We start from the raw sequence: 23898 nt of genomic DNA on the forward strand, positions 1-23898 counted from the left end.
GCCTTGCGAACTCCTGTTGGCGCTCGCAAAAAGCGGTCATCCGCTAGCCCTCCAGGAACTTCGGCTCGGGGTGGGAAGCTGAAGTCAGCCTCTAGCCTCAAATGGCAAAATGCTCTCAAAAAGGGCGTGCATTCTATCTCCGCCTAAGGTTTGGTAAACGTACCTACGAACCAGCGGCAAGGATCGCTGTTTTCGGGATCGACTTCGATATAAAGCTGTTTAGCGCTCTGCTGCCAAATTCGGACCAAGCACGTCTCCCACACCGTTTCCATGTGCAGAGTATCCGTAGTAAAATTTGGGCCAATCTCGAACCGAAAGCCTTTGTTGAACTTGAAGCGGAATTGATCGCCTACCTTTTCGGCATTCTCTGGGCTTGGGCCGCGATAGATAAAACTTGAATACGATACATTTCCAGGCTGGTCGACTAGAGCGCTAGGATGAAAATTTATTGTTTCGCGATCTTCCGTCCGCGTCCATGAGCCGCGAATATCGCTGAGGTCAGAGATCAAATAGGGGAAGGAGTGCTGTGGTACTGTGATTGCGACAAACCACAAAGCAGTAGTCGCCCCCAACACAAGCAGAGCCAGAATTTTTGGCGCTCTCATTCCAGGAAGGCTCCAATTATCAAATGAGTAATTTCCCTTTTTTTAGCGAATTGCCCCTTTCTAAAGTGGGTACAAATTCGATGTCCACTTCCGTTCATTATTGCCCGAAAAACGGACAGGCAGAAATCCACCCAACCCAGCCGTTCAGTGCTGCAAGCCAACGAGGTCGGAAGTTGGCCGTAAGCCGTTCGTCCGCTTCGGAGAAAGAAACCGGGAAAGCTGACAAGACCCTCGCTTCCCAACTCTGCCTGAGCCAGCTCGTTCGGATATGCTCGGGCACAGCCGATGGCCGATCTCTACCGCTTGATGAGCTGCTCATCTCCGATCGGATTCCTTATTTTCGATGAGATTACAATCATCAGGTCTTCGTTGGCATTGAGGTGAAGCTCGAGTTACCCAACATTTTTTCATCTGCCGCGTCATCACGGCGGCGCACCCGACAACATTCGACGACGGCTGCTTGGTCCATTCGGGCAGATCACTTGACGCCGTGCTGATGCTCCGCGACTGGCTGACCGGTGGGCAACGGTAGCGGTCCAGACGAACGACGCTCGATCAATTCGATCGGCATCTCGGTCCGACGCGCCCGCACTTCCCCGCGTAGGCGGGCTAGAAGATGCTCGGCGACCTCCCGTCCAAGCTCCGCAGTCGGAAGATGGATCGTCGTCAGGGACGGCGCGATGTGGCTTGCGATCTCAAGATTGTCGATCCCGACGACCGACAGATCGCGGGGAACGTCCAAGCCGCGCTGTTCGGCCTCGAGAATCACGCCGACGGCAAGGAGGTCATTGCCGCACACCACGGCCGTCGGCGGCTCAGCCAGCCCTAAGAGTTGCAGGAGGCCGGCCCGGCCACCGGCGAGAGTGAAGGGCTGCTGCGATACCCGGGCGTTCGATAGTTCCAGCCCCTCCGCCGCGAGAGCCCGCCGCACGCCGTCGATGCGAAGGCGCGCACGGTCGTTGGCCTGGGTGAAACCGGAGACCATGCCGAAGCGGCGGTGACCTTTGGACAGCAGGTGCCGGGCCGCTAGATAGCCCGCCTGCGCGTTATCGAAGCCGATTGAGTCGAGCCGGTCATCGAAGGACCACGTCAGCACCACCGGAATCGGGGCCTCGGTCACGAGAGCCCAGGTTTCGGGCAGGTGGTCCGCGCCGACCAAGATCAGGGCGTCGACCCCGCGACCGAGCATGGACCGGACGAGGGCAGCCTCCTCCGCGGCCGCGTATTCGTGCGCCGCGATCAGGAGCTGATAGCCGTTACGGGCCAAGGTCGTCTGCACCGCCTGAACCGCGCGGGCGAAAATCGAGTGATCGAGCGTCGGGATGATGGCGCCGATCGTGTGCGTCCGCCCGGATGCCAGAGCCTGAGCTGGGCCGCCGGGCAGGTAGCCAAGGGATTCGGCCGCCGCGCGCACCCGCCGGATCGTGTCCGGGTGGACGATCGCGGCGCCGGCCATCGCACGCGAGGCGGTCGCCGGCGACACGCCCGCCCGCTGGGCAACCGCCTGCAATGTCGCGCGCTGCTGACGTTTCACGGCAAGTCACTCTGGGCCGGATCTCGACTATCGGAGTGATGAATGCACATTCATAAAAACGCAACCGCCGCGGCGGAACACCGGCTGAATTGGACAGCGTTGCGCCGAGATGGTCAGGCACAAGTGCAGCCTGACGGTTGACAAGGCTACGGTGAAGCGCAAAATGAAAGCGCATTCATTGAATGCTCATGCGGAGGTCGCGACAAGACGACCTCCGCAGCGCGAGGAAATGCCGTGAAGTTCAGCCGCCGCATGTGCGTCGGCATGACGACGCTCGTCGTCATCGCCGTCCTCTGGTACGTCGCGACCACCGGCCTCGGCCTGATCTCCGCAGGGCGGTTTCCGGCGCCCGGTGACGTAGAGACGGCGGCGGTCCAGGCCTTCGTTCGCGGCTATCCCGACACGACGCTCCTCGTCCACGTCCTGCACTCGCTCCGGCTCGTTGCCCTGGGCTTCGTCGTCTCCGTGACGCTGGGCGTCCCGCTCGGCCTGCTGATGGGCTGGAACCGCACGGCCGAGGCTCTCATCAACCCGGTCTTCCTGCTGCTGCGACCGATCCCGCCGCTCGCCTGGATCCCGCTCGCAATCCTGTGGCTCGGCCTGGGCGACGGGGCCAAGGTGATGGTCATCGTCATCGCGGCGCTGCCTCCGGCGGTGATCAGCACCCAGGCCGGCGTGCGGGGTGTGCCACCGCAGATCATCGAGGCGGCGCAGATGCTCGGCACCCCGCGACTGCGCTTCGTCACGGACGTGCTGGCGCCTGCGGCGGCGCCGATGATCTTCACGGGGCTGCGGCTGGCGCTCCAGGCGAGCTGGACCACCCTGGTCGCGGCCGAGCTCGTCGGCTCGCTCGCGGGGCTCGGCTATGTCCTGAACGTCGCACAGCAGGATCTCTACCCGGGCATGATCCTCGTCGGCATGGCCGCTGTCGGCGTGCTCGGGGCCGGCAGCACCGCGTTGCTGGGGATGGCCGAGCGCCGGGCGATTGGCTGGGCGCAGCTGCGGGGGGCGGCATGATCGCCTCCCACCAGCCGCTCCCGCTGCACCGCAGCCTGGCCCTCGGCGCCATCGGCACCCTGGCCTTTCTCGGCTTCTGGGCGTTCCTGTCCCGGTCCGGCCTCGTCCCGCCGCTGTTCCTGCCGGGGCCGGTCGCCGTGGCGGAGCGCTTCGCGACCCTGACCGAGCGGCCGTTCGCGGGGGGCACGCTCCCCGCCCACGTCGCTTCCAGCCTGCAGCGATTCCTGATCGGCTACCTGCTCGCCGCCGCGGTCGGCGTGCCGCTCGGCCTGATGATGGGGTGGTCGCGCCTCCTCGACGACATCGTCACGCCGATCTTCGACGGGCTGCGCTTCATCGCGCCGATCGCCTGGGTCCCCTTCGCCGCCCTCTGGTTCGGCACCGGGATCGGCGGCCCGATCCTGATCATCTTTGCGGGCGCCTTTCCACCCTGCCTGATCAACGCCTATCGCGGCGCCCGCTACCTCGACGCCCGCCTGCTGGAAGCCGCCGAGATGCTCGGAACGCCGGGCTACCGGATGATCGCCGAGGTGCTTCTGCCGGCCGCGCTGCCCTCGATCGTCGCCGGCCTGCGCATCAGCGCGGGCCTGGGATGGCAATCCCTGGTCGGCGCCGAGCTGATCGTGGCCTCGACGGGGGTCGGCTACATGATGGTGCAGGCCCAGGGCGCCGTCTCGACCGCGACCGTGATGGTCGGAATGGTCGCGATCGGCCTCGTCGGCGTGGTCATCGACGTCGCCCTGCGCGTGCTCGAGACCCGCCTCCGCCGGCATCACGGACAGGCTTGAGGGGATCCGATGAGCGCAATCCGTTTCGAGCGGGTCGAGAAAAGCTTCGGGAGCAACGTCAAGGCGCTCGACGGCGTCGACCTCACGGTGGCCGACCGCGAGTTCGTGGCCATCGTCGGCGCCTCGGGTTGCGGCAAGACGACCTGTCTGCGCCTTGTGGCCGGGTTCGAAGCCCCGACCGGCGGTCGGATCACCGTCGGCGGGCAGCCGATCACCGAGCCGGGACCCGACCGCGCCGTGGTGTTCCAGCAGTTCGCGCTGTTCCCGTGGAAGACTGTCACGCAGAACATCGCGTTCGGGCTGCGCAACAAGGGCATGCCCGCCGCCGAGCGCCAGGAGCGCGTCGCCGCAGCGATCGACATGATCGGGCTCTCGAGCCACGCCGACGCCTACCCGCACCAGCTCTCCGGCGGCATGCAGCAGCGCGTCGCCATCGCCCGCGCCTACGTCCTCGAGCCCGAGGTGCTCCTCATGGACGAGCCCTTCGGCGCCCTCGACGCCCAGACCCGCGTGGTGATGCAGGAGGAACTCGTCCGCATCACGCGCAAGAACCCGCGCACCGTCCTGTTCATCACCCACGGCGTCGAGGAGGCCGTCTACCTCGCCGACCGGGTCGCGGTCATGACCAAGCGCCCGGGACGCATCAAGGAGATGATCGACGTCAAGACGGTCCGCGAAGTGGAACGCTGGGAGGAGCACACCCGCATCGAGGACGTGATGGACCTCGAATCGTTCGTCCATCTGCGGACGCACATCTGGAAATCGCTGCGTGACGAGAAGGCGGCCGGCCGATGATCGGACGGTCCGCGATCCGAGGGAGAGGCGACATGGCCGAGATTCGAGGGAACGGGTGCCGGCGCGGCCGGCGGCGGGCATGGCTCCTGGCCGGCGCCCTCGCGCTGGCGCCGGTGGTCGCGCCGCCCCTGCGGGTGAAGGCTGCGGAGCCCGAGCGGATCGGCGTGTCCTATCAGCCGTCGCTCTACTGGGCGCTGCCCTTCTACATCGCCTCGCAGAAGGGTTGGTGGAACGAGGTCGGCCTCGAGCCGACCTTCGCCGTCTTCCCGGCCGGCGCCCCCCAGGTCGCCGCCGCGCAGGCGGGATCCTGGGATGTCGGCGGGACCGGTTCCGTGCCGGCGATCCTCGGCGCGGCGCGCTTTGGCCTGCTGACGATCGGCCTCACCAACGACGAATCGAAGACCAACGCGCTGATGGTACGCGCCGCACGGCACGATGCGATCCTCAAGGATCCCAAGCAGCTCGCCGGACAGAAGCTCCTCGTCACCACCAACTCCACCGCCGATTACGCCGCCCGCGCCTGCCTCCGGAAGTGGGGCCTCGGCCCGCGCGAGATGCGCTTCGTCAACCTCGGACAGGCGCAGATCATCTCGGCGATGATCGCCGACGCGGGCGAGGTGGTCGGCGTCTGGGCTCCGAACACCTACACGCTGGAGGAGAAGGCCAGCGCGCAGGTCCTGTGCAGCGGGGCCGACGCCGACGCCATGGTGCCCGGCGCCCTGATCACCCGCGCCGACTTCGCAAAGGCGCATCCGGACGCGGTCGCCAAGTTCCTCGCGGTCTATCTCCGGGGGTGGGGCTGGGCCAAGGCAAATCCCAAGGAAGCGCACGACATGGCCAAGCGCTTCTACGCCGAGGGCGGCGTCGAGGCGTCCGACCACGCCATCGACCAGGAATTCGCGCTGCGCCCGACCTACGCCCTCGACGCGCAGCTCAAGGCGATGGCGCGCGCGGACGGACCTTCACAGGTCGACGGCTGGTTCTCGCGGATCGGCACGTTCATGGCCGAGGTTGGCACCATCCCGCAGGTCCCCGATGCCAAGGGATACATCGACGACGCTTTCATGAAGCGCGTCGCGGCCGATCCGAAGCTCCGGGCCTTCGCCACGGAGTTCGACGGGGCCGCAGCCCCGCACTGAGCGCGCGCGGTCGCCGGGCGCGTAGCACTGGCACCGGAGGGGTCCGGCTGCATCGAGGCGGACCCCTGCTCCGGCCTCCCGAAGGCCGCCGTCCGAATCCGTTCAAGACATCCGCAAAGAGGCAAGGATCATGACGATCGACTACGCGAAGCGAGCGACCAAGACGCCTGAGACTGAGACCGACACGGCGCGGCAGGTCGTGACGGAGATGCTCGCCGCCATCGAGGCGCGGGGCGAGGAGGCGGTCCGGGACTATGCCCGCTCCCTCGACCGCTGGACCGGCGAGATCGTCGTGACCCCCGAGGAGATCGCCCGGCGCACGAAGGACATCCCCGAGCGCGTCAAAGAGGACATCGCCTTCGCGGCGGGACAGGTCCGGCGCTTCGCCGAGGCCCAGCGCGACAGCGTCCAGGACTTCTCGGTGGAGCTGGTGCCGGGCCTCGTCACCGGCCAGAAGCTCGTCCCCTGCAACGTCGCGGGGTGCTACGTGCCGACCGGACGCTACGCCCACATCGCCTCGGCCTATATGTCGGTCGCCACCGCCAAGGCGGCGGGTGTCCCGACGGTCGTGGCCTGCTCGACGCCCTTCCGCGGCGAGGGCATCCATCCCTACGTGCTCTACGCGATGCAGGTGGCCGGCGCCGACGTGATTATGACGCTGGGCGGCGTCCAGGCGATCGCCGCGATGGCCTTCGGGCTGTTCACCGGCAAGCCCGCCGACATCATCGTCGGGCCGGGCAATAAGTACGTGGCCGAGGCCAAGCGAATGCTGTTCGGCCGCGTCGGCATCGACGTCTTCGCGGGTCCCTCCGAGGTGGGAATCATAGCCGACGAGACCGCCGACCCGGCGCTCGTGGCCTCGGACCTCGTCGGCCAGGCCGAACACGGGCACGAGAGCCCGGCTTGGCTGTTCACCACCTCGCGTGCCCTCGCGGACGACGTCATCGCGCGGATGCCGGCGCTGATCGACGCCTTGCCGCCCACGGCGCGGGACGCCGCCGCCGCCGCGTGGCGCGACTACGGCGAGGTGGTGGTGTGCGGGAGCCGGGAGGAGATCGTCGCCGTGTCCGACCGCTACGCGAGCGAGCATCTGGAGGTTCACGCCGCCGACCTCGACTGGTGGCTCGCGCAGCTCAGCAATTACGGTTCGCTGTTCCTCGGCGAGGAGACCACGGTCGCCTTCGGCGACAAGACCTCCGGCCCGAACCACATCCTCCCGACCAAGTACGCCGCCCGGTATTCCGCCGGTCTGTCCGTGCACAAGTTCCTGCGGCCGCTGACGTGGCAGCGCATGGACCGGGAGGCCTGCAAGACCATCGCCCAGGCCACGGCCCGGATCTCGCGCCTGGAGGGCATGGAGGCCCATGCCCGCACGGCCGACCACCGGCTCGCGAAGTATTTCCCCGGCCACGGCCTCGATCTCGGCGAGGCGGTGACCGCATGACCTTCCGTCTGACACAGCTCTTCGACCTCACCGGGCGGACGGCTCTGGTGACGGGCGGCAATTCCGGGCTTGGACTGGCGCTGGCCCGGGCGCTGGGCCTCGCCGGGGTTGGGCTGATCCTGACCGCCCGCCGCGAGGCCGACCTCGCGGCGGCGGCCGAGGACCTGCGGGCGGAGGCGATCGCCACCGAGATTGTCCCCGCCGATCTCGCGGAGCCCGCCGCGATCGCCGACCTCGTCGCGCGGCTCAGCGGCCGGCCGGTTGACATCCTCGTGAACGCCGCGGGGATGAACCTGCGCCAGTCCTTCGCGGCCGTGACGGCGGAGGCCTTCGACCGGCACATGGCTCTGCACGTGCGTGCGCCCTTCCTGCTGACCCAGGCCCTCGCGCCGGGGATGGCGGCGCGCGGATACGGGCGGATCATCAACGTCGCCTCCCTGCAATCCTACCGGGCCTTTCCGGACTCCGCGCCCTACGGGGCTGCCAAGGGGGCGGTGGTGCAGCTCACCCGCGCCGTCGCGGAAGCGTGGTCGGCACGCGGCGTGACCTGCAACGCGATCGCACCGGGCTTCTTCCCGACGCCGCTGACGCAGGCGGTGTTCGCTGATTCCGAGCGCGCGGCCCGCAATGCCGCCCAGACCGCCTGCGGCCGCAATGGCGAACTCACCGACCTCTACGGCGCGGCGGTGTTCCTCGCCTCCGAGGCCTCCGCCTACGTCACCGGGCAGACGCTGCCGGTCGACGGCGGATTCACCGCCAAATGAACGTCCGCCTGTTCGAGGCCCCGCGATGAAAGCGCTGATCTACACCGGGCCGAACGGGCTCATTGTCGACGACGTGCCGGTTCCCGTGCCGGGGCCCGGCGAGGTTCTGGTGCAGGTCGAGGCGGTCGGCATCTGCGGTTCGGACATGCATGCCTATCACGGTCACGATGCCCGGCGCCCCGCCCCGCTGATCCTCGGCCACGAGGCCGCCGGACGGGTCGTGGAAGGTCCGCTAGCCGGCAAGCGCGTGGCGGTGAATCCCCTGGTCACCTGCGGACACTGTGTGGCGTGCGAATCCGGGCGCACGCACCTGTGCCCGAGCCGGCAGATCCTCTCGATGCCCCCGCGTCCGGGGGCCTTCGCGGATTACGTGTGCGTTCCCGAGAAGAGCCTCGTACCGATCCCGGACGCGCTGTCGACCACGCACGCAGCCCTCGCCGAGCCGCTCGCCGTCGCCTACCACGCCGTCAACCAGGGCGCGCGACTTCTTGGCCGCCCTCTTGCGGGAGCGCGTTGCGTGGTGCTGGGCGGCGGCGCGATCGGCTTTGGGTCGGGACTGGTCCTGGCCATGCAGGGTGCGGGCGAGGTCGTCATCATAGAGCCGAATCCCGAGCGGCGCACCGAAGCCGCGCGCGGCCTCCCGACGGCCCGCTGCCGAGCGCCCGACGATGCCGAGGGTCCGGGTCCCGACAGCGCCGACCTGATACTCGATGCCGTCGGCAGCGACGCGACACGGACGAAGGCGAGCCAGCTTGCCCGGCCGGGGGCGGTCATCGTGCACATCGGGCTTCTACCCGGCGAGCGGGGGCTGGACGTTCGCAAGATCACGCTGCAGGAAATCGTGGTCTCGGGCAGCTACTGCTACACGATGCAGGAGTTCCGCGACGTGGTTGAGGCCCTCGCGGATGGCCGGCTGGGTCCCCTCGATTGGGTCGAGGAACGCCCTCTGGTCGCGGGCGCGGTTGCCTTCGCCGACATGGATGCAAGCCGCGTCGCTGCGCCGAAGCTCATCCTTCGTCCGGACGCTCAGGCTTGACCATATGCGTCGCACGAACGGAGTGTCGTATCCGAAGTCGGCGCCACCACTGCAGGGTCTATCGGCGAACGCGATCCCCGTGCGATTATAGCCCGCCGCCGAATTGGCTGACTACGTCGCCATGCTGCCGGCGACGAAGGGCCAGGTGTTCCGGGACGCCGCGGTCGCCAAGATGATCAAGGTCTACCGGGCGCCGATCGCGGACGAGCAGGCCAAGGCCGTCGCCGCCTATATCAGCCCGGACACGGGACGGGAGGCCGCGCGCTGATCGCCCGAACCGCCGAGCCGGTCCGGTCCGGGGCCGCACCGTTCGGGCGGGGGCGAGCGGCCACCCGCGTCGGGGCGATCGAATCCCTGCTGCCGGGCCTGCTCCTATGCCTTGGCATCACCGGGGTGGCGTAGGGTCTCCAGGCCGGTGAGGAGCACCTGACCGGCCATCCCTACGTGGCGGCCCTGGTGCTCGCCATCCTGCTTGGGCACGGCCGTGCGCACCGCCTGGGTGCCGAGTGCGCGTCTCACGGCCGGGATCGCCTTCTCGGGGTCGGCTGTGCCGGCTGCCGAATGCGAGACGTCTTCCTGCGGCGTTTGCGATGTTTCGGCCCGAAGCGAGGCTGTGACTCCACCTATCAACGTCCGCTTCCGGGATGCTAAGTGTTTTAGTTTGAGCAGCCGCAATGGGCGCAAAGCCGAACGGCCGGTTTTGCGCGCGATGGCGATGCGGCGTGACGTAGTCTGGCCGAAAGCGGTAGGTCCGCTTCAGAGAAGCGCTACGGGCACAGCAGACGGCCCCGACGGCTCCCGCATCGTTGATCGAGCCTTGCCACTGCTGGCACGTTCGCTCCCACATCCCCATCCGGACGGAAGCCGCTATGTCGAGCTTGGCCGAGCAAGAGGCTCACATGATCGTCCACGGCGATCGGCCCTACATTACCGAACCGCCTTTCGGCCATTTGCGTGCATCCTACTCGAGCACAAGGACAGCGCTCCCTTCGCCTCTACGTTCTAGGTCGCGAATCTCGATCTGCCGCTCGGTGAACACGAGCTTACTGTGTGCGCCTGGGATGTGGCAGGTCAGACCCAGCCGGCGGTGCCAGACGACACCTGGAACCTCAAGGGTTACCTCTGCAACTGTTGGCATCGTGTGCGGGTGAGCGTCACCCAGTGAACGTGCCGTCGACCAGGTGGGCGGTGGGTCGTGGCAGGCCCGCAGCACACGACGGCCGATGTTCACTCCTGCCTTCCATTATGCTCGCTATGAGTATATGTTGGCGAATGACCGGATCGGGATCCCGGCAGACGAGCGGCTAGCTCGCGTGCCGGGTCTCATCCTTCCGGCGATGCGGGCGGCTACGCGGACATCGCCGGGTTGTCGACCTCGACAGGTCGGGTCAGTTCTGAGGAGATCATCATGGCCACGGTTCGCAATGTCGGCGTGATCGCCCAACTGCGAAGCGAGGCGAGCAGCCACGTCATCCGCTTCCGCCATGGCCGTATGCGGCAGAGCGGACGCGGGCTGGTGTTCTGGTTCCGGCCGGAGACCGCCAGCATCAGCGAGGTGCCGGTGGACGACCGCGAGATGACGCTGTTCGTCCGCGGCCGCAGTCGGGATTTCCAGGCCGTTGTCGTCCAGGGGACGATCGGCTGGCACGTTGTTGATCCAGAACTGCTGGCGAGCCGCGTCGACTTCTCCATCGACCTCCGCTCCGGGCGCCTGCAAGGCCAGCCGATCGAGCGGATCGAGGGGCGCCTCGGCGGCATCGCCAGTCAGGCCGCGCTGAACTATCTCGGGACGAGCCCGATCGGGGGCCTCCTCGACGCCGGGCTGGAGCCTTTGCGCGCCGTGCTGGAACGGGCCCTCGACACGGCCCCGGCGCTAGCCGAGATCGGCATCGCCGCCGTATCGGTGCGGCTCACCAATCTTGCGCCGACCAGCGAGCTGGAGCGCGCCTTGCAGACGCCGACCTTCGAAGCGCTGCAGCAGAAGGCCGACGAGGCGACCTTCGCGCGGCGCGCCCTCGCGGTGGAGAAGGAACGCGCCATCGCCGAGAACGAACTCGCGACGAAGACCGAGCTGGCCCGCCGCGAGACGGTGCTGATTACCCAGGAGGCCGAAAATGCCCGCGACCGGGCCGCCGGTGTTGCGGAAGCTCGAGGCCTGGAAGCGGCGGCGGAGGCCGAGCGTATCCGGCTCGTCGAGGGAGCCAGGGTCGAGGCGGAACAGCACCGCGCCGCGGTCTACCGGGATATGCCACCTGCGGTCCTGCTCGGGTTGGCCGCCCGGGAACTCGCCGGCAAGCTAGAGACGATCGAGCACGTCAACATCACGCCCGACCTGCTGGCGGCACTCGTCGGCGAGGTCCGAGGCGCCATCCCGGCGCGCATCGCACCCCGCTGAGGAGGCTCGCCATGCCGCTCGTCACACCCCGGGTTGTCTTCGTGATCCGGGATACGGACTACGAGTTGCTCATCGCCCGGCATGCGACCCGCGGCCAGGTCCGGTTCTTCCTGGAGAGCCGCGGTCAGGCGCTCGCCGAGGTCGAAGCGCGCCACGCCCAGTTCCTGGCTGTCCTCGCCGAGGCCCGGGCCTGCGTGCCCTTGGACTGGCGGCAGGCCCTGGTGCGGCGCCCTGACCTCGACCGCTCCCTCTTCGCGCCGGAGGACATCATCGTAGCGGTGGGGCAGGACGGGCTTGTGGCCAACGTCGCCAAGTACCTCGCTGGGCAGCCGGTGATTGGCATCAACCCGGCGCCCGACCTCTACGATGGTGTGCTGGCCCGAGCCCGGGTGGAGTCCTTGCGCGCTCTCTTGCCCGCCAGCGTCGCCGGCGCCGTGCCTCTGCAGCGGCGCACCATGGTGCAGGCGACATTCGAGGGCGGCGAGCGGCTGCTTGCCTTGAACGAAATCTTTGTCGGCCACCGTAGCCACCAATCCGCGCGCTACCGGATCGACGACGGGGTGCAGGCAGAGGACCAGTCCTCGAGCGGGCTGATCGTAGCGTCTGGCACCGGCTTGACCGGTTGGGCGCGCTCGATCAGCGAGGCGACGCATCTCTCGGTGGAGGTCGGTATCGAAGAGGCGGCTTTCGGCTACTGGGTGCGCGAGCCGTTCCCGAGCGTCGCCACCGGCACGGACCTGCGCGGAGGCAAGTTCACCGGATCGCCCCTCACCGTGGTGTCGCGGATGAACGAGGGCGGTGTGGTCTTCTCGGACGGGATCGAGCAGGACTTCGTCGCCTTCGACTGGGGAAGATGCGTCATGATAACGCCAGCATCCCAGTCATTAAATCTCGTCCTAATATAAGGCGGCACGATTATTTGATGCTCGCCGCAGCATACACGCAATTTCCAGGAGGACAGCACGCTCGCTGAGTGATCTTGGCTTCGGGCCTTCAACATACTCCAGGTGCTGGATCTGACCGAAAGCCGCCAGTCTGCTTCGAACAAGAACTGCCGCCAAAGCGGACATCGAAGTGGGCACGACGCTAATGCTGCTACGCCGACCTCGCCTTTCTCAAGCTGAAAGTACCTTCAGCCTTTCGGCCAAAGTCGCCGATGCGAAGTCGCCGCGATTGAGGATCTGGCTGGCGCCGCGAAGCTTCCTCCGGTCGTCCGCCGAGAATTCGCGACCCGTAAGTACAATCACTGGGATATCCGAACAGCCGGGTACGGCTCGAACGCCCTCCAGGAAACCGAAGCCATCCATGATAGGCATGTTAAGGTCGACGATCACGACGTCCGGCCTGGTATCTGCCACGTGCTGCAGGCCTTCTTCACCGTTCGCGGCTTCCACGACCGACCAGCCGTCCTCCTCTAGGGTGGACCGCATCGCCATGCGGGTCACGGCCTCGTCTTCGACCAGCAGCACGGTGCCGCGCCGGTCCGTCTCCGCCAGTCTGAACTGGTTCACGATCTTGCCGAACCGTGACCAGTCGACCGGCTTTAGCATGTAGTCCGAGGCGCCAAGCGACGCTGCAAGATTGCGCTGGTCGACGGACGTCACCATCACGACCGGGATAGACGCAAGCTTTTCGTCCGCCTTGATCTGGCTTAGCACGGACCATCCGTCCACACCCGGCATCATCACGTCCAGCAGGATGGCCCGCGGCCGCAGCCTCCGGGCGAGTTCGAGCCCGCTCCTGCCGTTCGCCGCTGTCTGTACCTGGAAGCCCTCGCGATGAAGGAATCTCGTGGTGAGGGCAAGTTGGTCCGTATCGTCGTCGATGACCAAGATGACATCGCCTCCCACCTCGTCGTCTGCGATGACGTCTGGATCAGGCGATGCTTGCTCGTCGGTTAGGGGAACGAAAGTCGCTGGTACAGTGAACGTAAAGGTGCTGCCCTGGCCCAGGACGCTGGACACTGTGACCACCCCCGCGAGCATGTCGGCGAAGGAACGCGTGAGCGAAAGACCAAGCCCAGTCCCGCCGAAGTTGCGCGTCGTGGAAGCATCAGCCTGCTCGAAACGCCGGAACAGGCGTGACACCTGCTCAGCTGTCATGCCTATCCCGGCATCAGAGACGGCGAACGAAAGCCGGTCGATACCTGAGACGTCCCTCGTGCGCGAGGCGGCAAGTGTGATAATCCCGCTTTCCGTAAACTTGGCTGCATTGCTCAGGAAATTGAAGAGCACCTGCCGCGTCTTGGTCAGATCGGAATGCATCCGGCCCAGCTCGGGTGCCAGCTGCAATTCCAGCTTATTACCCTTCTTGCCGATCAGCGTAGCGACCGAACTCGCGACGTCGCGCAGCATGTCATCCACCGCGAAATCCTCGGCGTAGACCTCCATCTTGCCGCTCTCGACCTTCGAGAGGTCCAGCACGTCGTTGATGAGCCCGAGCAGGTGACGGGCGTTGCGCTCGACCTTGCCAATGTCGGCCACAAGGTCCGACGCATCGCAGCCGTCTGCGATCTCCTCACCCATCATCTCGCTGTAGCCGATGATGGCGGAAAGCGGTGTGCGGAGTTCATGGCTCATATTAGCCAGAAAATCGCTCTTTGCCGTGTTAGCCTGCTCGGCCGCTTCCTTAGCAGCCTCCGCCGCAGCGTTGGCGCTGGTCAGCGCCGCCTCCCTGTCTACGAGGACGTGGTTCGCTGCGTTGAGCCGCTCCAACGTAGCTTCATTCTGCACGACGGAGCGGCGCAACGCGTGGCAGATCCACACCATGGTCGCACCGACCGTCACGTACTGACCCAGCAGCGCGACGTCGACGCCGCCGAGTATCCCGTTGCGCGCATAGAACCACGCGGCGATCAAGGTGGACAACGAGACCGCCAGCGTCCCGGCCCCCCAGCCGAAAGCCAGAGTGACGATCATGAGGACAGGAATGTACAGCAGGAACGGAGCGACATGGGCTGGAGCCAAGAACCGAACGAACGTCATGGCGCCGATCAACAGCAGCGTGACACCGTAGTCGGTTACCGGCGAATGACGTCGGCGGGCGACCGTCCCGATCAATTTGTGCAAGCTGCTCATGGGTAGTGAGTGTCACGACCTACGAGCTATGGAAAGCGAGCGGTGCCGCCACTGCCAGCCCTGAACGGAACAAACTTCTTCGCGGGTTGTCCGGTGCGGTAATCACGCTCAGGCGGGCGAGCCGACCGCGTTTAGCGCGTAGTGGCCGACTGGATCTGGCCGAAAGCCGCCGGTCCGCTTCTGAGGTCAGCCGCCGGAAAAGCGGACCAACTCCTATCGACCCCATTCGGTCGTCCGAGACGTTTGGCTCAATGCCCGAAAGCGGACGACGGAGGGCGTACCGATCCGCCAGGTGGTACTGAAGGGGACCCCGAAGAAGCGATCAGCTGAAACTTCCGAACCCTGCGAGCTCCCGGGTCCAAGTCGACGCCTGCTCGCTGAGGCTGATGCCGAGGCCTGGGCGCGTCGGCACCAGCATCCGCCCGTTTTTCAGCTCAAGGCGTTCGTTGAATAGTGGCTCCAGCCATTCGAAATGCTCGACCCAGGGCTCCCGCTGCATGGCAGCGGCGAGGTGGATGTGCAGTTCCATCGAGAAGTGCGGGGCGATGGTCATGCCCGCGAACTCGGCGAGCGTCGCAACCTTCAGGTAGGGTGTGATGCCGCCGACGCGGGGGGCGTCCGGCATCAGGAAATCGGCGCCGTTCTGGCGAATGAAATCCCAGTGCTCGGACACGCTCGTCAGCATCTCGCCGGTGGCGATCGGGGTGTCGAGGGCGGCCGCGAGCGCCGCGTGGCCGCCGGCGTCGTAGCAATCGAGCGGCTCCTCGATCCAGATCAGGTTGAACTGCTCGAAGATGCGGCCCATCCGCATCGCGGTCGGACGATCCCATTGCTGGTTGGCATCGACCATCAAGGGAAACGCCTCGCCAAGATGCTCCCGAACGCGGGAGACCCGCTCGATGTCGAGGGCCCAATCCGGCTGCCCGACCTTCAACTTGATGCCGCCGATGCCCTTCTCGCGGGAGCGGTCGGTGTTGACCAGAAGCTCCTCCAGTGGGGTGTGCAGGAAGCCGCCGGAGGTGTTGTAGCAGCGCACGCTCTCGCGCTGCGCCCCGAGGAGCTTGGCGAGCGAAAGGCCGGCGCGCTTCGCCTTCAGGTCCCAGAGAGCCACGTCGAAGGCGCCGATCGCCTGCACGGCGAGGCCGCTGCGGCCGACCGAGGCACCCGCCCAGGCCAGCTTGTCCCAAGCCTTGGCGATGTCGCTTGGATCCTCCCCTAGGAGCGCCGGGGCGATCTCGCAGGCATGGGCGAACTGCCCTGGGCCGCCGGCCCGCTTCGAGTAGCTGATCCCGAGGCCTCGGTGACCGTCCGAGGTCTCGACCTCGCAAAACAGGATCGCAATCTCCGTCATCGGCTTCTGCCGGCCGGTCAGCACCTTGGCGTCGCTGATCGGGGTCTTGAGCGGCAGGTAGACTGAGCGCAGGCGGATGCCGGTGACGGTGTCCTGAGCCATGAAGTCCTCCAGAGTTTGGGGTTGGGGCGCTCAGGCCCGGGCGGTGCCGACGTCGCGCGGCATGGCGGGCTCGGCATCTAGAGCGCACTCGTCGCTGCGGATCTCCAAGCGGTTCAGCGGTCCGACGATGACGAGGTAGGAAACAGCGCCGATCAGCGCGACCACGCCGATATAGACGAGGGCGAGGTCGAAGGCGCCCATCTCCTTCACGATGATGCCGATGGCGAGCGACGTGACGATGCTGGCGAGGTTGCCGCACAGATTGAAGATGCCGCCGCTGACGCCCATAATCTGCTTTGGCGAGACATCGCCGACGATGCACCAGCCGAGATTGCCGATGCCCTTGGCAAAGAAGGCGACACTCATCACCACGATAACGAACACGTCGGACGGGACGTAGTTGGCGAGCACGATCGTCGAGGAGAACAGCAGCCCCACGATGATCGGGAGCTTGCGCGCCGCCGTCAGGCTGAAGCCGCGCCGGAGCATCCAGTCCGACCACAGGCCACCAACCAGCCCGCCGAGAAAGCCGCACATCGCCGGGATCGCCGCCACGAGACCGACCTTGAGGATCGACATGCCCCGCGCTTCGAGCAGGTAGGTCGGGAACCACGTCAGGAAGAACCACGTGATCGTGGTCAGGCAGAACTGGCCGATATAGATGCCGATCATCATGCGGTTGCTGATGAGAGCCTTGACCTCTGACCAGCGGATGCGATCGCGCTTGTCGCCCATGTTCGGCAGGCCGCCTCCGGCTTCAATGTAGTCGAGTTCACCATGGTTCACGCCTCGATGGTGGCGCGGCTCGTGGACGTAGAGCAGCCACACGACGCCAAGGATGATGCCGACGCCACCAGCCCAATAGAAGATCGCCTGCCAGCTATGGGCGTGCAGGATCCACGTCATGATCGGGGTGAACACGGCCAGCGCGAAGTACTGGGCGGACTGGAAGATCGAGGTCGCGAAGGCACGTTCCTTCGTGGGGAACCACATCACCGTGAGGCGGCTGTTGGCCGGGAAGGCCGGCGCCTCCGCTATGCTCATGAGAAAGCGCAGGGCGAACAGCGCCAGGAAGGTGAACGAGACGACGTGGACGAGGCCCTGCATCATCGTGAGGGCTGACCACAGGATTAGCCCGATGCCGTAGACGAGGCGAGCGCCGTATTTGTCGAGCACCCAGCCGCCTGGGATCTGCATCGCCGTGTAGGCCCAGCCGAACGCCGAGAATGCGAGGCCCATCGTAATTGCATCGAAACCGAATTCGGTCCGCATCGACGAGGCGGCGACCGACAGGGTCGCGCGATCGACGTAGTTGAAGGTTGTTGCGAGGAAGATCAAAGCTAGGATGACGTATCTGACATTGGTCTTCTTCAGCGGTGGCCCTGCCTGAGCCACGGCGATCCTCCGATGTGGAGGCCCGTCTCGCTGCTCACAAAGCAACGGCAGCCTTCGTTCAGGGTGATCAGTGGGGCAGAGCCTTTTTCGTGTCCAACATCATTTCTAGATCGATTGATGCGCTATCGGTATCAATGCATTGAGCCGGTCGGCGGCCGCTTAGCTTCTGATCGCTACCGAATGGCCGCTATGCGCCAATCCAAGCCAAAAGCGGTCAGTCCGTTTTTCACCCAACCCAAGCCGTTAAGAAGCGCCGCCCAACGCGACCGGTGCTAGCCGAAAGCTGCACGTCTGCTTTCGGGCAGAAAGGCTGATGAAGCGACCTAACGGGCTCGCACGTGAAGCTTGCCGCCTGGATCGACGAGAAGCCGCTGATCCGCTCCAATGCGACCGACGGCAAGGAGCGAGTGATCACGTACGCCACACCTACGGTTACCGCGCGAGATTGCCATAGTCATGCGTGTAGGCGCCGGGTACGAAATGCTGGAAGGTCTGGCTCCAACGCTGCCCAGGCCAGGGATGATCGACGCGCTTTTTTGCAGGTCGATACACAGCTGTGTAGGCCGTGGTGAACGCGGCCTTCCGCGAATACAGCGGTGGCTCGAAGAAGAGTGCTGTCAGCCCTGTCAGCATGCTGGAAGGATCACCCAGAGCGTCCATCAGCACGCTCTGGCGCAGAGCTGAGCCGAATGCAGGCGACATCCGCTCCTGGCGGTTCGTACATGCCCTCTGGTGCGTCACGGCGGGTTCACGCCTGGGGCCGAGGAAGAGCGCGGCATGCTCGCCCGTCCCGTCGAGTAGCGTGACGTTGTGGAGTTGGGTGACCGGGATGCGGCATAGCGCGGTGACGGCCTCGCCGACCGTCCCACACGTCTCCAGCACGTAGCGGAGCATCAGGATGATGGCGAAGCCTGGCCCGCGCCTGGCCATACCGCCGAGCGTACAGCTGGCGAAAAGTCCATTGTCGCTCATCCCATCCAGGCAGCCGCACCAGGGTCGCTGGGCCACCGCGATCACGCCCCGCTAAGAACACGCGGTGAGTTCGATGCGCCCGGTGATGATGGGGAGGGGATAGTCGTAGTTGCGAACGAGAGCTGTGCCTTCGTCGCCCAGCCACACGGCTTAGCTGCAACCCTGCAGGCGAGGTGCCGGGCGATAGTGGCTGAGGATGCGATGGGCGAGGTCGTCGTCTCCGACCAGCCCGCACACGTGATCGTAGTGCGAGACAAGCTCTGGCATGCGTCACTTTAGGGCTACGCAGCACTTGGAGGCCGAAGGCTGGTCAGCGTCTCCGTCCCCAAGATACCACCGCTCGGCTTCGTCCCGTCCCTTTAGGAAGCGCTTAAGCCACGCCGTCCTGGGGCGATCCTGTCGTTGAGCGGTGAACGTCTTCTCCATGCGATACACCTGCTTACGAGGGAACCTGAGCTGACGCGGCACATACGGCGACTATCTAGGCGCCCCCGGTTTGTGGTGAGTGGTCGACCGCTAAGCTGATCTTACCCGGGCAATAGCCTTGCCGGCGGCGCTCAAGAATGATCGCTTCAGAGCCCAATTGGCGACCTCCATTGGTCGCGCGCGAGGAGGCACGAAGCAGGCGACGGGCCTAATCAAGCATCGCCGGCTCAGGCGGGGTGTGCGGTTAAGTCCACGTTGAGCCGAAGGGTTTATTCCCTGGTCGAACCGTTGGTGTGGTCTGGGGCGGTCGGACGAGGTCGATGGAACGGTCAGCGCATCCCACGGATACCTCGACGGCGGCCGATGAGCATCAGGCAGTGATCGAAGCTGCCGAGGAGGCAGTGCTCGAACCCCTCGCGGACTTCCCGCACATCGACCTGCGCTCGGGCGTGGAGCCGTGGGAGAAGCGCCGCGCCGCCGGCAAGATCCTGCGCCTGGAACTACCGCATCAAGTTCATGCTGTGCTCGATCACGCCCGCGACCGTCCCGACCCGGTCGCGCTCATAGAGGCGGCCCACGAGGGGCGACAATCGCACCTGATCCCGCTGCGGGTCGCCCGCATGGCGTCCTCGCCGTTCGCCTTCCTGCGCGGGGCCGCTCAGGTCATGGCCTGGGACCTCGCGCAGGGAGCGCGCGGCGCGATCGACGTGGTGATGAACGGCGATGCCCATATCTCCAACTTCGGCTTGTTCGGCTCACCCCAGGGCGATGTGGTGCTCGACCTCAACGACTTCGACGAGGTCACGGTCGGACCGTGGGAATGGGACCTGAAGCGCCTGTGCGCGAGTATCGAGGTCGCCGCGCGGGATGCCGATGTCCCGCCGGCTGAACGTCGCCATGCCGTACTGAGCGCGGTGGCGGGTTACCAGCACACGATGGACGATCTCGCTCCGCGCGGTTCGCTCGACGTGTGGCAGCGCGCGGCGCGCGCCGAGGACCTCGCCTTCGCCGGTATCGAGATCGACGCGCGCTCGCAAGCCGTGGTGCGCAAGGCCGTCGAGAAGGCGCGACGGAAGAACAACACGAGCTTGCTCGACCGGGTGGGCGAGCGGCGCACGGACGGCGGCTGGCGCTTCCGCGAAGAACCCCCAATTCTCGTTCGCGTCGACGAGGCCACGCGCGAGGCTGTCACCACCGGCCTGGAGCATTATGCCGAGACGTTGCCGCGCGAGCGGCGGTTCATGCTCAGCCGCTACCACGTGGTCGACGTCGCGCACCGCGTCGTGGGCGTCGGCAGCGTCGGCACCCGGGCTTACGTCGCGCTGCTGTGCGGCAACTCGGATCAGGACGCGCTCTTCCTCCAAGTGAAGGAAGCCGTGCGACCAGCCCACGCGCCGTACCTGCGTGGCATGCCCAAGCCCTATGCCGATCACGAGGGCGAGCGCGTGATCTACGGCCAACGCCTGCTGCAGGCCGTGGGCGATCCGCTGCTTGGCTGGACGAAGATCGAGGGACGACCGTTCTACGTGCGGCAGATGAAGAACATGAAGGGCGAGATCCCGGTCGCGCGCATGACGGGTCGGTCGCTCCAGTACTTCTCGCACGCCTACGGCGCCCTGTTGGCCAAGGCTCACGCGCGGACCGGGGATGCGGCGGCGATCGCGGGCTATTGCGGTCATGACGGCCGCGCCGACCTGCGGGAGGCCCTGGCCAATTGGGCAATGGCCTACGGCGATCGGAACGAGGCGGACTATCAGGCCTTCCGGGAGGTCATCGCGGCGGGCAGGCTCCGAGCGGCCGACGATCCACATATTTGATCTGGTGGACACGTTGACGAACTGATCACCCGGACGACGTCGTCGTGCCGGACCCATCGGTCTGATCCGATGCCACCCCACCGTGCTGATGCTCGGTGGGATCGGCTCCGTAGAGCGTCTTCAGGAGTGCCGAGAGGTCGGAGAAGGATAAACCGGCCTTCTGCACCACGCGGTCGGCCTGCCCCGCCAGCTGGCGGAAGTCGTCCGCCGTGACGTCCTTGGCCGTCAGCACGACCACGGGGATGTCGTACCATTCCGGGCGGGTGCGCAGCAGGCGCAGGAAGCCGAAGCCATCTAGTTCGGGCATCATCAGGTCGAGCAGGATCACCCGCGGCCGGTGCTCGCCGACCGCCGTCAAGCCGGCTCGGCCGTCCGCCGCTGCGACCACCTTCCAGCCGTACCGGGTCAGTTGGGATGCCATTAGCGCGCGCAGGTCGGCGTCGTCGTCCACGATCAGCACCGGCCCGTCATGGGCCTTCGGCCGGAACCGCTCCATCGCCTCCTTCAACTGTGCCCAGTCGACCGGCTTCTGCAGGTAGTCGGTCGCCCCAAGCGAGAACGCGAGGTTCTGCTCGTCGAGCACCGTGACCATGATCACCGGCAGATCGCCGAGCTCCGGGTCGGCGCGCAGGGTGCGCAGCACCGCCCATCCGTCCATGCGCGGCATGGTTACGTCGAGCAGGATCGCGCGCGGACGCTGCGTGCGCGCCTGCTCGAGCCCTACCATTCCGTCGCCCGCTGTCGCCACGTTGAAGCCCTCCTTGGCCAGGAAGCGGGCCAGCAGGTCGCGGGTGGCCTGATCGTCGTCGATGACCAGGACCTCGCTGCACGCTATCGGCTCGGTCGACGGTTGCGGCGTTCGCGGCGATCTCGCTTGCGCCTGTCTCTCCTCGCCCTCGGCCACGCTCGCCAGCAGCGTCAGGGTGAAGGTCGTGCCTCCACCCTCGCGGCTCTCGACCGCGATGTCGCCGCCGAGCATGTGCGCGAACGCCCGGGTGATCGCCAGGCCTAGCCCTGTGCCGCCGAAGCGCCGCGTCGTCGAGGCGTCGGCCTGGCTGAAGCGCTGGAACAGGCGCGCCACCTGCTCCTCGCTCATGCCGATGCCGGTGTCGGCCACGGCGAACACCAGTCGATCACCCTCACTATCCGTCTGCCGGCGTGCCGACAGCGTAATCTGCCCGCATTCCGTGAACTTGGCTGCGTTGCTCAGCAGGTTGATCAGGCACTGGCGCAGCTTGGTCGCGTCCGTATACGCGCCACCGACTCCGTCCGCGATGTCGAGGACCAGGGCGTTGCCCTTCTTCTCGATCAAAGCTTCCACCGTGGCAGCGACATCGCGCACGGTCGCGGCAAGGTCGATACTCTCCGGGTACACCTCCATGCGCTCGGCCTCGATCTTGGACAGGTCAAGCACGTCGTTGATCAGCCCGAGCAGGTGGCGCGCGTTCGCCTCAATCTTCCTCACGTCGGGCAGCAGGTCGGCTTGGCCGGCGTCCTCCATCTCTTCCTGCAGCATCTCCGAATAGCCGATCACCGCCGACAGCGGGGTGCGCAGCTCGTGGCTCATGTTGGCCAGGAACTCGGACTTGGCGCGGTTGGCCTCCTCGGCGGCCTCCTTCGCCGCCGCAAGGACGTGCTCGGAACGCTTGCGCGCGTCGATGTCGGTGACCACCACGACAGTGCCGACGAGCGCGCCGTCGGCCGCCTGCATCGGCGCGCCGGCGAAGCCAACCCAGGCGCGGGCACCGTCGCCGCGCTGATAGTCGACCTCCAGCTCGGACTGTGGCTCGCCCGCGCGCATCACCTGGATCAGCGGCCATTCGCTCGGCTCGACCGGCCGGCCATCCTCGTGGAAGCCGACCCAGCGGGCCGGTCCCTCGCCGGGTTGCGCGGGCAGCACCCCGTGCCCGAGGATCGTCTCGGCGCGGGCGTTGTAGCCGGTGATCCGTCCGGACGGCGCCTCGGCGATGAGCACGCCCACCGGCAGGGTATCGAGCACGGTCCGCAGCAGCGCCTCGCCCGCGCGGACCTGGGCCTCGGACAGGACGGCCGTGGTCACGTCCGCCACCACGAGGCCGACGCCGGTGGCCACGGCCGATCCTTCGTCTTGGCTCAGCGGGTAGAAGCTCATGCGGAAGTGGCGCATCCCGCCCGGCGCGGTCTCGCTCGGCACGCTGACCGGCACGTCGGCACTGACGAGGCCGTGGTCGCGTGCCGACTCTAGTAGCGGGGTGAGCTGTTCTTCCAGCCTTGGGAGAAGTGTCCAGATCGGTGCGCCGAGATCCGCGCCGAAGCCGCGCTCGCTCATCGTCGCCAGCGCGCGGTTCATGTGGCGGATGTTGAACCCGCCGTCGAGGAAGCCGAGCCCGACCGGGGCATTGGCGAGCACGCCCTCGAACAACCCGCTACTGCGCTGACTCTCACGGCGACGCACCAGGGCGAGGCGGGCCAGCAGCACGATCGCGAGGGTCGCACACAGCAGGCTGAACGCCGTCAGGGCGGTGTAGCGCAGGCTGTCGCGACGGTCCTTCTCCGCCAACGCCTCTCCGGCGGATCGGTTGGCCGTCGCGGTGGCGGCACGGAGCGCGTCCATCAGGCGCTTGCCCGCGCCGGTCTCGATCAGGGCTTCTGCACCGTCGACCCCCTGGTCACGCCGCGCGGTCACGACCCGGTCGGAGAACACCGTCTCATCGCCGAGCAGCTTGCGCACGGGGGCGAGTGCCGCGGTCGCAGGATCGGAAGAGCCACGGTCGAGATTGTCGAGGAAGGCGCTCTCGCCGGGGATGCGGCCGAGCGCATCGGTATAGGGTTCGAGGTACTCGGGCTTGCCGGTGAGCGCGTATCCGCGCATGCCGGTCTCCAGATCTTTCATCGTCGAGAGCAGGCGCTCGCTACGGCTGATCAGCTCCCTGCGGTGCAGCCGCTCACGTAGAGCGGCATCGCCGGCCACGAAGTTCCACCCGACCGCCGTCAAGGCCAGGGCGAGCAGGGCGTAGGCGAGCGGCGAACTGGGCAGCCCGGCGAGCGGACGTGCGCCCCGCAAGCCTGGTCGCTGGATCAGGGGATGGGTGTCGGGCATGCGAGCTACCTGCGCCCGCCGCGATCGGGCATCGGCAAGTCGTAGCCGGGTTCACACCTGCAGCGCGAGCCCTGGTTTCGAGCCAAAGCCTCTACTTCGATGATCCCGCGAGAGAGCCTGCAAGGCCTCGTCGCATCTGGACGCATGGTCGGCGTGGGTGCG

Annotated in this window: 20 protein-coding genes; 12 read left to right on the forward strand and 8 right to left on the reverse strand. The window is 66.5% G+C overall.

From position 1 onward, the window contains the following. Positions 1 to 143: 143 nt before the first annotated feature. Both MKK75_RS28780 and MKK75_RS28785 read right to left on the reverse strand, forming a co-directional pair. Complete coding sequence (locus MKK75_RS28780) at positions 144 to 605, reverse strand: hypothetical protein (protein WP_244045906.1); 462 nt, start codon at positions 603 to 605, stop codon at positions 144 to 146. Between the two features lie 478 nt (positions 606 to 1083). Then, a complete protein-coding gene (locus MKK75_RS28785; protein WP_244045907.1) occupies positions 1084 to 2139 on the reverse strand; it encodes a substrate-binding domain-containing protein in 1056 nt (351 codons plus the stop codon). A gap of 234 nt (positions 2140 to 2373) precedes the next feature. Here MKK75_RS28785 and MKK75_RS28790 point away from each other — a divergent pair, with 234 nt between their 5' ends. The 8 genes from MKK75_RS28790 to MKK75_RS28825 all read left to right on the forward strand — a co-directional run bounded on the left by MKK75_RS28790 (position 2374) and on the right by MKK75_RS28825 (position 9390). Continuing rightward, a complete protein-coding gene (locus MKK75_RS28790) occupies positions 2374 to 3156 on the forward strand; it encodes an ABC transporter permease (protein WP_244045908.1) in 783 nt (260 codons plus the stop codon). Then, a complete protein-coding gene (locus MKK75_RS28795; RefSeq protein WP_244045909.1) occupies positions 3153 to 3944 on the forward strand; it encodes an ABC transporter permease in 792 nt (263 codons plus the stop codon). The genes MKK75_RS28790 and MKK75_RS28795 overlap by 4 nt, the downstream gene beginning before the upstream one ends. Positions 3945 to 3953: 9 nt before the next feature. After that, positions 3954 to 4739: an ABC transporter ATP-binding protein gene (locus MKK75_RS28800; protein ID WP_244045910.1), complete on the forward strand. Its 786-nt coding sequence runs from the start codon at positions 3954 to 3956 to the stop codon at positions 4737 to 4739. A gap of 32 nt (positions 4740 to 4771) precedes the next feature. Further along, a complete protein-coding gene (locus tag MKK75_RS28805; RefSeq protein WP_244045911.1) occupies positions 4772 to 5878 on the forward strand; it encodes an ABC transporter substrate-binding protein in 1107 nt (368 codons plus the stop codon). Between the two features lie 130 nt (positions 5879 to 6008). After that, positions 6009 to 7322: a histidinol dehydrogenase gene (gene hisD / locus MKK75_RS28810; RefSeq protein ID WP_244045912.1), complete on the forward strand. Its 1314-nt coding sequence runs from the start codon at positions 6009 to 6011 to the stop codon at positions 7320 to 7322. Next, positions 7319 to 8086, forward strand: coding sequence for an SDR family NAD(P)-dependent oxidoreductase (locus MKK75_RS28815; RefSeq protein WP_244045913.1), 768 nt, complete (start codon positions 7319 to 7321; stop codon positions 8084 to 8086). Before hisD ends, MKK75_RS28815 begins: the two co-directional genes overlap by 4 nt. A 25-nt stretch (positions 8087 to 8111) precedes the next feature. Beyond that, positions 8112 to 9122: an alcohol dehydrogenase catalytic domain-containing protein gene (locus MKK75_RS28820; protein ID WP_244045914.1), complete on the forward strand. Its 1011-nt coding sequence runs from the start codon at positions 8112 to 8114 to the stop codon at positions 9120 to 9122. A 103-nt stretch (positions 9123 to 9225) separates the two neighbouring features. After that, the gene (locus MKK75_RS28825; RefSeq protein WP_244045915.1) at positions 9226 to 9390 is read left to right on the forward strand and encodes a hypothetical protein; all 165 of its coding nucleotides are present in this window, start codon (positions 9226 to 9228) and stop codon (positions 9388 to 9390) included. A gap of 104 nt (positions 9391 to 9494) precedes the next feature. Here MKK75_RS28825 and MKK75_RS28830 read toward each other — a convergent pair whose 3' ends face one another. Beyond that, positions 9495 to 9641: a hypothetical protein gene (locus tag MKK75_RS28830; protein ID WP_244045916.1), complete on the reverse strand. Its 147-nt coding sequence runs from the start codon at positions 9639 to 9641 to the stop codon at positions 9495 to 9497. A gap of 502 nt (positions 9642 to 10143) precedes the next feature. Between MKK75_RS28830 and MKK75_RS35910 the strand changes: the two genes are divergently transcribed. From MKK75_RS35910 to MKK75_RS28845, 3 genes are all read left to right on the forward strand, one after another. Next, positions 10144 to 10287, forward strand: a complete 144-nt coding sequence (locus tag MKK75_RS35910; RefSeq protein ID WP_279594214.1) for a hypothetical protein — start codon at positions 10144 to 10146, stop codon at positions 10285 to 10287. Positions 10288 to 10530: 243 nt separating this feature from the next. Further along, complete coding sequence (locus MKK75_RS28840; RefSeq protein WP_244045917.1) at positions 10531 to 11517, forward strand: SPFH domain-containing protein; 987 nt, start codon at positions 10531 to 10533, stop codon at positions 11515 to 11517. An 11-nt stretch (positions 11518 to 11528) separates the two neighbouring features. Beyond that, on the forward strand, positions 11529 to 12422 hold the full coding sequence (locus tag MKK75_RS28845) for a hypothetical protein (protein WP_244045918.1): 894 nt from the start codon (positions 11529 to 11531) through the stop codon (positions 12420 to 12422). A 210-nt stretch (positions 12423 to 12632) separates the two neighbouring features. On the opposite strand, the gene MKK75_RS28850 is transcribed toward MKK75_RS28845, so the two are convergent. The 4 genes from MKK75_RS28850 to MKK75_RS28865 form a co-directional block, all read right to left on the reverse strand. Then, entirely contained in the window at positions 12633 to 14594 is a 1962-nt protein-coding gene (locus MKK75_RS28850) for a response regulator (RefSeq protein ID WP_244045919.1), read from the reverse strand. A gap of 322 nt (positions 14595 to 14916) precedes the next feature. Next, positions 14917 to 16047 (reverse strand): L-talarate/galactarate dehydratase, encoded by a 1131-nt coding sequence (locus MKK75_RS28855; protein WP_244045920.1) that lies wholly within the window; start codon positions 16045 to 16047, stop codon positions 14917 to 14919. Between the two features lie 30 nt (positions 16048 to 16077). Further along, a complete protein-coding gene (locus tag MKK75_RS28860; protein ID WP_313901899.1) occupies positions 16078 to 17442 on the reverse strand; it encodes an MFS transporter in 1365 nt (454 codons plus the stop codon). 432 nt (positions 17443 to 17874) lie between these two features. After that, positions 17875 to 18459, reverse strand: coding sequence for a carcinine hydrolase/isopenicillin-N N-acyltransferase family protein (locus MKK75_RS28865; protein WP_313901900.1), 585 nt, complete (start codon positions 18457 to 18459; stop codon positions 17875 to 17877). A gap of 701 nt (positions 18460 to 19160) precedes the next feature. Between MKK75_RS28865 and MKK75_RS28870 the strand changes: the two genes are divergently transcribed. After that, positions 19161 to 20657: a DUF2252 domain-containing protein gene (locus tag MKK75_RS28870; RefSeq protein ID WP_244045922.1), complete on the forward strand. Its 1497-nt coding sequence runs from the start codon at positions 19161 to 19163 to the stop codon at positions 20655 to 20657. Between the two features lie 25 nt (positions 20658 to 20682). On the opposite strand, the gene MKK75_RS28875 is transcribed toward MKK75_RS28870, so the two are convergent. Then, a complete protein-coding gene (locus tag MKK75_RS28875; protein WP_244045923.1) occupies positions 20683 to 23736 on the reverse strand; it encodes a response regulator in 3054 nt (1017 codons plus the stop codon). Positions 23737 to 23898: the final 162 nt, after the last annotated feature.

The organism is Methylobacterium sp. J-030 (assembly GCF_022829545.1).
In the GTDB taxonomy this organism is placed as follows: Bacteria; Pseudomonadota; Alphaproteobacteria; order Rhizobiales; family Beijerinckiaceae; genus Methylobacterium.

Coding starts and splice junctions, on each gene's coding strand:
- MKK75_RS28875 (WP_244045923.1), bottom strand. CDS start 23,736: ATGCCCGACACCCATCCCCTGATCCAGCGACCAGGCTTGCGGGGCGCA.
- MKK75_RS28855 (WP_244045920.1), bottom strand. CDS start 16,047: ATGGCTCAGGACACCGTCACCGGCATCCGCCTGCGCTCAGTCTACCTG.
- MKK75_RS28870 (WP_244045922.1), top strand. CDS start 19,161: ATGGAACGGTCAGCGCATCCCACGGATACCTCGACGGCGGCCGATGAG.
- MKK75_RS28805 (WP_244045911.1), top strand. CDS start 4,772: ATGGCCGAGATTCGAGGGAACGGGTGCCGGCGCGGCCGGCGGCGGGCA.
- MKK75_RS28840 (WP_244045917.1), top strand. CDS start 10,531: ATGGCCACGGTTCGCAATGTCGGCGTGATCGCCCAACTGCGAAGCGAG.
- MKK75_RS28780 (WP_244045906.1), bottom strand. CDS start 605: ATGAGAGCGCCAAAAATTCTGGCTCTGCTTGTGTTGGGGGCGACTACT.
- MKK75_RS28850 (WP_244045919.1), bottom strand. CDS start 14,594: ATGAGCAGCTTGCACAAATTGATCGGGACGGTCGCCCGCCGACGTCAT.
- MKK75_RS28800 (WP_244045910.1), top strand. CDS start 3,954: ATGAGCGCAATCCGTTTCGAGCGGGTCGAGAAAAGCTTCGGGAGCAAC.
- MKK75_RS28815 (WP_244045913.1), top strand. CDS start 7,319: ATGACCTTCCGTCTGACACAGCTCTTCGACCTCACCGGGCGGACGGCT.
- MKK75_RS28795 (WP_244045909.1), top strand. CDS start 3,153: ATGATCGCCTCCCACCAGCCGCTCCCGCTGCACCGCAGCCTGGCCCTC.
- MKK75_RS28820 (WP_244045914.1), top strand. CDS start 8,112: ATGAAAGCGCTGATCTACACCGGGCCGAACGGGCTCATTGTCGACGAC.
- MKK75_RS28845 (WP_244045918.1), top strand. CDS start 11,529: ATGCCGCTCGTCACACCCCGGGTTGTCTTCGTGATCCGGGATACGGAC.
- hisD (WP_244045912.1), top strand. CDS start 6,009: ATGACGATCGACTACGCGAAGCGAGCGACCAAGACGCCTGAGACTGAG.